Annotated in this window: 11 protein-coding genes; 3 read left to right on the top strand and 8 right to left on the bottom strand. The window is 66.6% G+C overall.

From position 1 onward, the window contains the following. Positions 1-50: 50 nt before the first annotated feature. From ACT2B0_RS00240 to ACT2B0_RS00230, 3 genes are all read left to right on the top strand, one after another. Positions 51-1,022, top strand: coding sequence for an adenosine deaminase (locus ACT2B0_RS00240; protein WP_473460354.1), 972 nt, complete (start codon positions 51-53; stop codon positions 1,020-1,022). Between the two features lie 115 nt (positions 1,023-1,137). Continuing rightward, positions 1,138-1,767, top strand: coding sequence for a uracil phosphoribosyltransferase (gene upp / locus ACT2B0_RS00235; protein WP_473460352.1), 630 nt, complete (start codon positions 1,138-1,140; stop codon positions 1,765-1,767). A gap of 228 nt (positions 1,768-1,995) precedes the next feature. Further along, the gene (locus tag ACT2B0_RS00230; protein ID WP_473460350.1) at positions 1,996-2,553 is read left to right on the top strand and encodes a TIGR02281 family clan AA aspartic protease; all 558 of its coding nucleotides are present in this window, start codon (positions 1,996-1,998) and stop codon (positions 2,551-2,553) included. A gap of 6 nt (positions 2,554-2,559) precedes the next feature. Here ACT2B0_RS00230 and deoA read toward each other — a convergent pair whose 3' ends face one another. Genes deoA through ACT2B0_RS00190 form a run of 8 tightly spaced genes read right to left on the bottom strand, consistent with a single transcriptional unit; the run spans position 2,560 to position 12,261 of the window. Further along, positions 2,560-3,879, bottom strand: a complete 1,320-nt coding sequence (gene deoA / locus ACT2B0_RS00225; protein WP_473466171.1) for a thymidine phosphorylase — start codon at positions 3,877-3,879, stop codon at positions 2,560-2,562. A 51-nt stretch (positions 3,880-3,930) separates the two neighbouring features. Next, a complete protein-coding gene (locus ACT2B0_RS00220) occupies positions 3,931-6,351 on the bottom strand; it encodes an aldehyde dehydrogenase family protein (RefSeq protein ID WP_473460348.1) in 2,421 nt (806 codons plus the stop codon). A gap of 7 nt (positions 6,352-6,358) precedes the next feature. Next, the gene (deoC, locus tag ACT2B0_RS00215) at positions 6,359-7,363 is read right to left on the bottom strand and encodes a deoxyribose-phosphate aldolase (protein ID WP_473466168.1); all 1,005 of its coding nucleotides are present in this window, start codon (positions 7,361-7,363) and stop codon (positions 6,359-6,361) included. A gap of 20 nt (positions 7,364-7,383) precedes the next feature. Then, the gene (locus ACT2B0_RS00210; RefSeq protein WP_473460347.1) at positions 7,384-8,181 is read right to left on the bottom strand and encodes a purine-nucleoside phosphorylase; all 798 of its coding nucleotides are present in this window, start codon (positions 8,179-8,181) and stop codon (positions 7,384-7,386) included. After that, positions 8,178-8,570 carry a cytidine deaminase gene (gene cdd / locus ACT2B0_RS00205; RefSeq protein ID WP_473460345.1) on the bottom strand — a complete coding sequence of 131 codons (393 nt, stop codon included), beginning with the start codon at positions 8,568-8,570 and terminating at the stop codon, positions 8,178-8,180. The genes ACT2B0_RS00210 and cdd overlap by 4 nt, the downstream gene beginning before the upstream one ends. Positions 8,571-8,616: 46 nt before the next feature. Further along, positions 8,617-9,588, bottom strand: a complete 972-nt coding sequence (locus ACT2B0_RS00200) for an ABC transporter permease (protein ID WP_473460344.1) — start codon at positions 9,586-9,588, stop codon at positions 8,617-8,619. A gap of 1 nt (position 9,589) precedes the next feature. Continuing rightward, on the bottom strand, positions 9,590-10,732 hold the full coding sequence (locus ACT2B0_RS00195; RefSeq protein ID WP_473460342.1) for an ABC transporter permease: 1,143 nt from the start codon (positions 10,730-10,732) through the stop codon (positions 9,590-9,592). Continuing rightward, positions 10,729-12,261: an ABC transporter ATP-binding protein gene (locus ACT2B0_RS00190; RefSeq protein ID WP_473460340.1), complete on the bottom strand. Its 1,533-nt coding sequence runs from the start codon at positions 12,259-12,261 to the stop codon at positions 10,729-10,731. Before ACT2B0_RS00190 ends, ACT2B0_RS00195 begins: the two co-directional genes overlap by 4 nt. Positions 12,262-12,297: the final 36 nt, after the last annotated feature.

Raw genomic sequence — 12,297 nt, 5'->3', positions numbered from 1 at the left:
CGAGCGCGGTGAACCGCCGCGCCCGAATCACTCCAGCATGGCGAGGAACCATGGACCTGAAAGCCGAGATCCACTGCCATATCGAAGGCGCAGCCGCGCCGGATCTTGTGCAGAGCCAGGCGCGAAAATACGGCGCGGACATCTCCGGCTTCATACGCGACGGCGCATTCGTCTGGCACGACTTCACCAGTTTTCTTGCCGCCTACGACGCCGCGTCGAGCCTGTTCCGCGACGAGGAGGACTACGCGCGGCTGGCCGAGCATTACCTGTCCAGCCTGGCCCGCGAGGGTACGATCTATTCGGAGTTCTTCACCTCCCCCGATCACGCCGAACGCGCCGGCCTGTCGCCGGAAGCCTATACGGCGGCACTTGCCGAGGGCATGCGCCGGGCCAGGGCCAAGACCGGGATCGAATCGCGCATGATCGTGACCGGCGTGCGCCATTTCGGCGTCGAGGCGGTCGAGGCGGCGGCGCGTTTCGCCGCGCGCTGCGGCGAGCCGCTGGTGACCGGTTTCGGCATGGGCGGCGACGAGCGTTTCGGCCAGGCGGAGGATTATGTGCGCGCCTTCGAGATCGCGCGCGAGGCAAGGCTCGGCATCACCGTGCATGCGGGCGAATTCGGCGGCTGGGACAGTGTGAGGGACGCGCTCGACCATCTCAGGCCGTCGAGGATCGGCCATGGCGTGCGGGCGATCGAGAATGCGGACCTCGTGCGCCGGATCGCAGCGGAGGGAATCGTGCTGGAATGCTGTCCCGGATCGAATGTGGCGCTGGGGGTCTTCGACGATTTCGACAGCCACCCTTTCCCGCAGTTGCGCGCAGCCGGCTGCAAGGTCACCCTGTCCTCGGACGATCCGCCTTATTTCGCCACCTCGATCGGTCGCGAATACCAGATCGCGCGCCAGCATTTCGGGCTCGACGACAAGGCGCTGCTGGCCATCACCCGTACCGCGATCATGGCCGCCTTTGTCGACAAGGCCACCAAGACGGCGCTGCTCGCCCGGCTGGCGCAAAAACGATAGAGGCCCGCGAACGACAATTAATTGTGGTTTGGAGGCGAGGATCGTTTCGCCGGAGGCGTCGACCGGCTAAAGCTGATCGTCAGCGCGGCCGACAAGAAGAGGGGAAACCGGTGTCATGAAGGGCGTAACCGTCATCGACCACCCGCTCGTCCAGCACAAGCTGACCATCATGCGCAACAAGCAGACCTCGACGGCGGGCTTTCGACGCCTGCTTCGCGAGATATCGCTGCTCTTGGGCTATGAGGTGACGCGCGAACTGGAACTGACCTCGACACGGATCGACACGCCGCTCCAGCCGATGGACGCGCCCACGCTGGAAGGCAAGAAACTGGTCTTTGCCTCCGTGCTGCGCGCGGGCAATGGTCTGTTGGAAGGGCTGCTCGACCTGGTGCCCGCCGCCCGCGTCGCCCATGTCGGCCTTTATCGCGACCACGACACGCTGGAAGCGGTGGAATATTTCTTCAAGGCGCCGGGCGACCTCGCCGACCGGCTGGTGATCGTGGTCGACCCGATGCTGGCGACGGCCAACTCCGCCATCGCCGCGATCGACAAGCTGAAGGAGCGCGGCGCCACCACTATGCGTTTCCTGTGCCTGCTGGCCGCCCCCGAAGGCATCGAGCGCTTTATCGCGGCTCATCCCGATGTGCCGATCTTCACGGCCGCGATCGACGAGCGTCTGAACGAGAAAGGTTATATCGTGCCCGGACTGGGAGACGCCGGCGACCGCATGTACGGCACCAAATAGAGCGCATTTTTTCGCATTTTTACCGCGAATTAACGCAAAAATGGGGTTCCGGCTCGCCGTTTTTGCACAATTTCGAACGGTTAAAGGCCGGTCAATCAATCGAATCTACGCTTGTCGCCGAGCCTGGATCATGACCTCGCATCCCGAAGCGCCGGCGCGATCCTTCTATCTGATGCGGGCGTGAGCATGCTCGAAAGCGGGGTCCCGCTGACGCCCAAGGGAACGATTATGCACAAACTGATCGCCCTCAGCATTATTGTCGGCAGCGCGGCGTCGGTGCCGCTTGTCTACCAGACGAACCCCGAACTGTTCGAGACGATCGTCCGCGACCGATTCACCGAAGCTCCCGCCCAGAGCGCCCGGCCGCAACTTGCCAAGGCAAGCCAACCGGCGCGCGAGCAGCGGCAACTGACGGGGCGTCGGGTCGAGGTGCCGATGGACGCGCGCGGCCATTTCATGGCCGAGTTCAAGCTCAATGGCCGCCGCGTTCCGGCCATGGTCGATACCGGCGCCACGCTGGTGGCCGTCAACCAGACCACCGCCCGCCGGATCGGCCTCAAGCTCAGTCCGTCCGATTTCCGCTACGAGGTCAACACGGCCAACGGCACGGTTTCGGCAGCGGCGGCCCGGATAGACAGCCTGCAGATCGGCCGCATCCATATCGAGGATGTCGAGACGCTGGTGCTCGAGGACAAGGCGCTGTCGAGCACGCTGATCGGCATGAGCTTTCTGAAGAAGCTGGCGGCCTTCCGCGTCGAGGACGGCGCGATGTTCATGGAACAATAGCACTCTTTACGCCGACGGCCCGATGCGGCGCGACACCGGCTTGCCACGCGGCGGCCGCGCCGGCCCGATGCGATAAGCCTTGAGCACGGCGCGCACGGCCGCTTCGGCCTGCGCCTCGTTCCTGGCATGCACCATCGCCAGCGGTTCCCCCTTGACGGCCTCGGCACAGACCGGAGCAAGCTCGCTCAGCCCGACCGCGTGATCGACCGGATCGCCGGGGCGCACGCGACCGCCACCGAGCGCGACCACGGCGATGCCCAGAGCGCGTGTGTCGATCGCCGTCACGAAACCGTCTCTAGGCGCCGGCACGGGACACACGAGTGGAGCCCTGGGCAGGTGCGCCCGGCAGTCGTCGACGAAATCGGCAGGGCCGCCCAACGCTGCAACCATGCGCGCGAAACGGTCAGCCGCGGCACCCGAGACGAGCGCATCGCGCGCCATCGCGCCGGCCTCACGGTGAGACGACGCCAGCGCGGCCGACATCAGCATCTCCGCGGCAAGAGCCAGCGTGACCTCTTCCAGCCGGGGATCGCGCAAACGGCCGGTCAGGAAATCGACCGCATTGACCACCTCGACGGCGTTGCCGGCCGCCGAGGCGAGCGGTTCGTTCATGTCGGTCATCAGCGCCGAGGTTTTCAGTCCGGCGCCATTGGCCACCTCGACCAGGCTCTTGGCCAGCACGGTGGCGTCCCGGCTTTTTTGCATGAAAGCGCCGTTGCCCGACTTCACGTCGAGCACCAGCGCCCCAAGCCCGGCGGCGAGCTTCTTGGACAAGATCGAGGCGGTGATCAGCGGGACCGATTCCACCGTGGCGGTGATGTCGCGTACGGCATAGAACCGCTTGTCGGCCGGCGCCAGATCGCCGGTCTGGCCGATGATGGCGCAACCGGCCGCGCGCACGGTACGGCGGAAATCGTCATTGCCGGGCTGGCTGCGATAGCCGGGGATCGCGTCCATCTTGTCGAGCGTGCCGCCGGTATGGCCAAGGCCGCGGCCGGAAATCATCGGCACATAGGCGCCGCAGGCGGCCACGATCGGCGCCAGCATCAACGACACATTGTCGCCGACCCCGCCGGTGGAATGTTTGTCGACAACGGGACGGTCAAGCCCGGGCCACGACAGCACGTCGCCCGAATCGCGCATGGCGAGCGTCAGCGACACCGCCTCGTCGCGACTCATGCCGTTGAAGAACACGGCCATGGCGAAGGCGGCCAATTGTCCCTCGGTGACGCTCGCATCGGTGATGCCGGCCACGAAGGCGGCGATCGCGTCGCCCGGCAACGGCTTGCCGTCGCGCTTCAGACGGATGAATTCCTGGGGGAGCATCATGCGCAGCGCCGGGCCGCGTCGCCCGTCCCGCGTTCGGCGCTTGTTTGATCACACACCGAACGGCGTCCAGATCGACTTGATGCGGGTAGCGTGGAACAGAAACTCCTCGCCCTGGCCCTGGCCGGCGTCGAACCAGTTGCGCGCCTTGCCGTTATTGACCCAGGTGGCCTTGAGATTGCCGGCCGATTCGGCCTCGACCATGGCACTGCCCTCGGCCGAGCCGACATACCAGCACGCCGCGATGTCGTCGTGTTTTGCCATCACGGAGGCGAGCTGGTCGCGGTCGCCGGTGACGATGTTGACCACGCCGCCCGGCATGTCGGACGTGTCGAGCACCTGGTAGAGGTCGCAGGCGGCCAGCGGATGGTGCTGCGAGGGCGTGACCACGACGCGGTTGCCCATGGCGATCGCCGGCGCGACCAACGAGACGAAGGCCAGCAGCGGCGCCTCGTCGGGACAGGAAATGCCGATCACCTCGTAGGGTTCGGGCAGGGCCAGCGCCAGCATGCGCGGCTGCGGCGCGCGCACGCGGCCGTCATATTTGTCGGCGCGGGCGGCATAGTGGATGAGGCGGGCGACCGACGCTTCCACCTCGGCAGCGGCCTTTTTCGCCGCAACACCGGTCATGCGGGCGATGCGGGCGGCGAACTCGGCCGCGCGCAGCTCGAGATTCTCGGCCAGGAAATACAGGACCTGCGCGCGGGCATGACCGGTCATCGCCGACCAGCTTTCGGCCTTGCGCGCGGCCTCGACCGCGTTGCGGATATCCTTGCGATTGCCGTGGCCGGCCTCGGTAATCAGGCGGCCTTTGCTGTCGAGAACCGGGTAGGAATAGCCCGAATCCGGCCGCGCCTGCCTGCCGCCGACATAGAGCTTGACGGTACGGTCGAGCCCGGCCGGCGAAGCGCCGGGGCCGGCCTCGTCGTCGACCGGCACGGGGGCTGCCAGCGGCGCACTTTCGGGCAGCGGCCGCGCCTTTTTCTGCCAGGCGGGCAGCAAATATTCGAACATGCCCTCGCGGCCGCCCTCGCGCCCGAAGCCGCTTTCCTTGTAGCCTCCGAAGCCGACCGCGGCGTCGAACATGTTGGTGGAGTTGATCCAGACCACGCCGGCCTTGAGCTTGCGGGCCGCGTCGAAGGCGGTGTCGAGGTTCTGCGACCAGATCGAGGCGGCAAGACCGTAGCGACTGTTGTTGGCGAGCGCGATCGCCTCGCCCGGAGTACGGAAGGTCATGGAGACCAGCACCGGGCCGAAAATCTCCTCCTGCGCCAGCGGCGAGGCCGGCGACACGCCGGTGAACAGGCTCGGCGGGAAAAAGCAGCCGCCCTGTGTCGCGCGGTCGAAATGCTCGCCCGCCCAGCTCGGCTGGTGCAGGACGGCGCCTTCGCGAAGGCCGGCCTCGACCCGGGCGCGAATCTGCTCGATCTGCACCGGCGCGACCACGGCGCCGATATCGGTCGATTTGTCGAGCGGCGCGCCGACGCGAAGCGTCTCCATGCGCGCCTTGAGCCGGGCGTGGAATTTGTCGGCGACGCCCTCCTGGACGATGGCGCGCGAGCCGGCGCAGCAGACCTCGCCCTGGTTGAACCAGATCGCGTCGACCACGCCTTCGATCGCGGCGTCGAGGTCGGCATTGTCGAAGACGATGAACGGCGACTTGCCGCCGAGTTCGAGCGACAATTTCTTGCCGGTGCCGGCCGACTGGCGGCGCAGGACGCGGCCGACCTCGGTCGAGCCGGTGAAGGCGAGCTTGGCGAGCCCGTCATGGGCGGCCAGGGCCGCCCCGGTCGCCCCGCCGCCATTGACGAGATTGAAGACCCCGGCCGGCAATCCCGCCTCGCGACAGATCTCGGCGAAGGCGAGCGCGGAAAGCGGCGTGTGCTCGGCCGACTTCAACACCACCGTGCAGCCGGCGGCGAGCGCGGGAGCCACCTTCCAGGCCAGCATCAGAAGCGGAAAATTCCAAGGAATGATCTGGCCGCACACGCCCACCGGTGCGTGACCGGGGAATTCCTCGTCGCGCAGTTCGGCCCAGCCGGCATGGTGATAGAAATGGCGCGCGACCAGCGGCACGTCGATGTCGCGTGTCTCGCGGATCGGCTTGCCGTTGTCGAGCGTCTCCAGAACGGCGAGGAAACGGGCGTGTTTCTGGACCTGGCGGGCAAGCGCGTAGAGATGGCGCGCACGCGCCGTGCCGGTCAGCGCCGACCAGGATTTGAAGGCCTTGGTCGCGGCCTCGACCGCGGCGTCGACGTCGTTTTCGCCGCCCTCGGCCACCTCGGCCAGCGTCTCGCCGGTGGCCGGATTGACCGCCGGGAAGGTGTTTGCCTTGCCCGGCCGGGTGAAGGCGCCGGCGACGAAATGGCCGAAACGGCCCTTGTGGCGCGCCAGCCAGGCGCGCACGGCTGCGTCGTCCTCGGGCGCGGGGCCGTATTCCATGCTGTCGAGGATTGAGACGATCTTGTTCATGAAACCCTCACGCCACGCCGTGGCGGTCATTGGCCGAATAGCGACCGGTGACGAAATGCTCGATCTGGCGCTCGATATCGGCAAGCAGGCCACTGGCGCCGAAGCGGAACAGCTCCGGTTCCATCCATTCCCGCCCCAGTTCCTCGCGCATCAGGATCAGCCAGGCGAGCGCGTCCTTGGCGGTGCGGATGCCGCCGGCGGGCTTGAAGCCGACCTTGTGGCCGGTGCGCTCGAGATAGTTGCGAATGGCGCGCGCCATCACCAGGCTGACCGGCAAGGTTGCGTTGACGCCCTCCATGCCGGTCGAGGTCTTGATGAAGTCGGCGCCGGCCTGCATGGCCACCATGGAGGCGCGATAGACATTGGTCAGGGTCTTCAGGTCCCCGGTGGCCAGGATCGCCTTCATGTGCGCGTCGCCGCAGGCCGCGCGCATGGCCGCGATCTCGTCGTAGAGCGCGGCCCAATTGCCGGTCAGCACATGCGCGCGGGTGATGACGATGTCGATCTCGGCCGCGCCCTCGCCGACCGCGTAGCGGATTTCGGCAAGCCGCCCGGCCATCGGCGTCAATCCGGCGGGAAAGCCGGTGGCGACCGACGCGACCGGAACGCCGGAGCCGTCCAGCGCCTTCACAGCGCCGGCCACCATGGTGGGATAGACACAGACCGCGCCGGTTGTCAGGCGACGCTCTTCCAGGCCGAGCGCGGCCACCAGATCGGCGCGCAGCGGATTGCGCGCCTTGGCGCACAGCCGCGCCACGCGTCCGGGCGTGTCGTCGCCGGCAAGCGTCGTCAGGTCGATCGCCTCGATCGCCTTGACCAGCCAGGCGGCCTGCCAGTCCGTCTTGACGGTGCGGCGCGTGGTCAAGGTTGCGGTGCGGCGCTCGACCGCCGACAGATTGATGTCGACGGCGTCGAACCAGGCGGCGTCGAAGGCGACGCCGTCATTGCGGGCATGCGGCTGGGCGACGCGGACGAGATCGCGGGCCGTGCCGGCGCCGAGCGCGTCGGCCATCGTCTTTTGCGGATCGACATTCACTGGAACGCTCCGATCGCGCGGCGCAGCACGGCGGCCAGGCGCGCACCGCCGAGCGGCGCCATGTCCTTGGTTTCCTGGTGCGAGAGTTCCTCGCCGGTCATGCCGGCGGCGAGATTGGTGATGACCGAGCAGGCGGCGACCCGCATGCCCAGAAAACGGGCCAGGATCACCTCCGGCACGGTCGACATGCCGACCGCGTCGGCGCCGAAAACGCGGGCCATGCGGATTTCGGCCGGCGTCTCGAAGGACGGGCCGGAGAACCACATATAGACACCCTTTTTCAACGGCGTGCCGGTCGCCTCGGCGGCGTTTTCGAGCGCGGCGCGCATGGCCGGGTCGTAGGCCTCGGTCAAGCCGACGAAGCGCCGGTCGCTCGGCTCGCCGAACAGCGGATTGGTGCCGGAAAAGTTGATGTGGTCGGTGATCAGCATCACCGAGCCCGGCGGCATGTCGGGATCGAGCGAGCCGGCGGCGTTGGTCAGGACGAGGCGCTTGATGCCGATGCCGGCCAGGGTTTCCAGCGCGGGGCGCATGGCGGCGGCGTTGCCGTGCTCGTAATAATGGGCGCGGCCGGCCAGCATCAAGACGGGCGTGCCGGAAAAGCCGCCGGCGACGAGCTCGCCGGCATGACCGGTGACCCCGCTTTGCGGGAAGCCGGGCAAGTCGGCATAAGACAGGCGCACCGGATCGGAAACCTCGTCGACCAGCGCCCCCAGTCCGGAACCAAGGACGATCGCGGTCTCGGGAACGAGGCCGCCCAGCCTCTCAACGAGCAGATCGACGGCAGCCTTCATTTCAACCCATCTCCGCGAAATCCGAGCGGAAGCAACGCGCCCATGGTGGTGGTTTCGACTATACCCGTGTCGTCGCACAAATGCAGCCTGGTGTCGGCAGCGGCGAATTCGGCCAGCCTTTGCCGGCAGCCGCCGCACGGCGTGATCCTGGCCATGCGCTCGGCGACCACGGCGATCTCGGCGATCTCGCCGCCGCCGGCCATGACGAAATGCGACAAGGCGGTGGTTTCGGCGCACCAGCCCTCGGGAAACGAGGCGTTTTCGACATTGGCGCCGGCATGGATGCGGCCATCGGCGGTGCGGATCGCCGCGCCGACGGGAAATCTCGAATAGGGCGCATGCGCCTTGGCCATTGCGGCGACCGCGGCCTCGTAAAGGTCGTGCGACATTATCCCTGCACCCCGTTGGCGGCGACTGCTGGCGCGACGGACATGCTCAGCGCTCCTTCACATAGGCGACGCCGCCGGCCTTGGGCGGGATCGCCTTGCCGATGAAACCGGCCAGCAGGATGACGGTGAGGATATAGGGCAGCGCCTGCATCAGCTGCACCGGCACCTTGCCGATCATCGGCAGCGCGATGCCCTGGAAGCGAATGGCGAAGGCGTCGAGAAAGCCGAACAGCAGGCAGGCGAACATCGCCGGCACCGGCCGCCATTTGGCGAAGATCAGCGCGGCGAGCGCGATGAAGCCCTTGCCGGCGGTCATGTCCTTCACGAAACCGGCATTTTGCGAGACGGCCAGATAGGTGCCGGCCAGCCCGGTCAGAACGCCGGTGCAGATCACGGCGCGATAGCGCAGCCAGGCGACGGAGATGCCGGCCGTGTCGACGGCGGCCGGGTTTTCGCCGACGGCGCGCAGCCGCAGGCCGAATCGGGTGCGAAACAGCACCCACCAGGTGAACGGCACCATCAGGAAGGCAACATAGGCGATCAGCGAATGGCCGGAAACGAGCTCCGCATAGATCGGTCCGATCAGCGGCACGTCGCGCAGCGCGTCGGCGAACGGCAGGGTTATGGCGTTGAAGCGCGCATCGGCGACCAGCGAGGGCGTGCGCCCGCCCTGGCTGAACCAGGCCTGGCCGAGAATGACGGTCGAGCCGGCGGCGATGAAGTTGATGGCCACGCCCGACACGATCTGGTTGCCGCGATGGGTGATCGAGGCGAAACCGTGCACCAGAGCAAAAAACACCGAAATGGTGATGGCGGCCAGCATGCCGAGCCAGGCCGAGCCGGTGGCGGCGGCGGTGGAGGCGCCGGCGAAGGCGCCAGCCAGCATCTTGCCTTCCAGGCCGATGTCGAACACGCCGGACCGCTCCGAATAGAGCCCGGCGAGCGCGGCCAGAAGCAGCGGCACGGAGACGCGGATGGTGGCGTCGAACAGCTGCAGGACGAGATTGACGACATCCATCTCAGACACCCTCCCCCTTGGCTTCGGCGTCGATGCCGACGGTGCGCGGACTGAGGCTGGCGAACGCGGCCTGTACCGCCGGGCGAAACATGTGCTCGAGTGCGCCGGCAAACAGGATCACCAGGCCCTGGATGATGACGATCATGTCGCGGCTGATATGCGGCATGACGAAGGAGATCTCGGCCCCGCCCTGGTAGAGCATGCCGAACAGGATCGCCGCCGGCACGATGCCGGCCGGGTGGGAGCGCCCCATCAGCGCGACGGCGATGCCGACGAAACCGGCGCCGGTGACGAAATCGAGCTGCAGGCGGTGCTGGTCTCCCATGACCGGGTTGAGCGCCATCATGCCGGCGAGCGCGCCGGAGATCGCCATGGTGATGACGATGATCCTGGCTTCCTTGATGCCGGCATAACGCGCCGCCTTGGGCGAAAAGCCCATCGTGCGGATCTCGTAACCGAGCTTGGTGCGCCAGATCAGCGCCCAGACCACGACCGCCATGACCAGCGCCAGAATGAAGGAAAGGTTGAGCGGCGTGGAGCGCACCGAAAACCCGAACAGTTCGATCAGCCAATCGAGCTTGGGCAGATGCGCGCCCGGCAGGAAGGTGCGGGTTTGCGGGGCCATCGAGCCCGGCGGCTTGAGCGCGCCGACGAGCAGGTAGACCATCAGGCTTGCGGCGATGAAGTTGAACATGATGGTGGTGATGACGATATGGCTGCCGCGCCTGGCCTGGAGCCAGCCGGGGATCATGGCCCAGATGGCGCCGATCGCCGCGCAGCCGATAATGGCGAGCAGGAAGTTGAGCCACCAGGGCAGAATGCCGTCGAAGGTCAGACACACAAGCGCCACGCCGAGCCCACCGACATAGGCCTGGCCTTCGCCGCCGATGTTGAACAGGCCGCAATGGAACGCCACCGCCACCGCCAGCCCGGTGAAGATGAAGCTGGTGGCGTAGTAGAGCGTGTAGCCGATGCCGGAGCCCGAGCCGAAGGCCCCCTTCAGCAACAGGCCGGCGGCCTCGATCGGGCTTTCGCCGACCAGCAGCACCACCAGACCGGCGACCATAAAGGCCACGATCAGGTTGATCAGCGGTATCAGTCCGTAATCCGCCCAGGCGGGCAGCTTTGCATAGGGTGCGCTCATTCGGCTGCCTCCTGCGCCTCGACGCCGGCCATCAACAGGCCAAGTTCGCCCTCGGTGGCGTCCGGCCCGCGTTCGCCGACGATACGGCCGTCGAACATGACCAGGATGCGGTCGGACAGGGACCGGATCTCGTCGAGCTCGACGGAAATCAGCAGCACCGCCTTGCCCTGGTCGCGCATGGCGATGAGCTGCTTGTGGATGAACTCGATGGCGCCGACGTCGACACCGCGCGTCGGCTGGCCGACAACGAGCACGCCGGGATCCTTTTCCATCTCGCGGGCGAGCACGATCTTCTGCTGGTTGCCGCCGGAGAAATTGGCCGTCTTCAGCCGGCAATCGGCGGGACGGATGTCGTATTTCTCGATCTTGTCGCGCGCATCGGACCGGATCGCCTCGATATTGAGGAACGGGCCGTTCAGATAAGAGTCCATGCCGTGATAGCCGAGGATCGAATTCTCGTTTTCCTCGAAGGGCAACACCAGGCCGACGTGATGGCGGTCCTCGGGCACATGGGCAAGCCCGCGCGCGCGCAGTTCGCCGGGATCGGCCGCGCCAACGACGTCGATCGGCGCGCCGTCGAGCAGGACGGCGCCCGCCTCGGCCCGGCGGGTGCCGGCGATCGCCTCGATCAGCTCCGACTGGCCGTTGCCGGCGACTCCCGCGATGCCGACTATCTCGCCGCCGCGCACATCGAAGGAGACGTCGTCGACCATCATGACGCCGCGCGAATCCATGACGGACAGGTTTTTCACCGAAAGCTTGACGTCACCCGGCCGCGCCTCGCCCTTTTCGACGCGCAGCAGCACGCGGCGGCCGACCATCAGTTCGGCCAGCTCCTCGACCGTGGTCGCGGCGGTCTTGCGGGTGGCGACCATGGCGCCCTGGCGCATGACCGACACGTTGTCGGTCACCGCCATGATCTCGCGCAGCTTGTGGGTGATCAGGACGATCGTCTTGCCCTCGTCCTTCAGCTTGCGCAGGATGCGGAACAGATGATCGGCCTCGGCAGGGGTGAGCACGCCGGTCGGTTCGTCGAGAATGAGAATTTCGGCGCCGCGATAGAGCGCCTTGAGAATTTCGACGCGCTGCTGCAGGCCGACGGGCAATTGCTCGATAATCGCGTCGGGATCGACCTCGAGACTGTATTCCTGCTCCAGCCGACGCAGCTCGGAACGCGCCCGGGCGATGCCGGTATTGAGCAGCGAAGACCCCTCGGCCCCCAGAATGATGTTTTCGAGCACGGTGAAATTGTGCACGAGCATGAAATGCTGATGCACCATGCCGATGCCGGCGGCGATCGCGTCATTGGGCGTGTCGATATCGGCCTTTTTCCCGTTGACGAAGATTTCGCCGCGATCGGCCTGGTAGAAGCCGTACAGGATCGACATCAGCGTCGACTTGCCGGCGCCGTTCTCCCCGATGATGCCGTGAATGGTGCCAGGCGCGATTTCGAGATTGATGTCGCGATTGGCGCGCACGGCACCGAAACTCTTGTCGATCCCCTTAAGTTCGATTGCAGACTGAGCCATGCAACCGCCTACCCCTCTGGTTTTTATCATTTGGTA

It is taken from the genome of Nitratireductor sp. J20-h4, from assembly GCF_056780505.1.
Note: the sequence above shows the minus strand (reverse complement) of the source record. Positions and strands in the feature narration are given on the sequence as shown.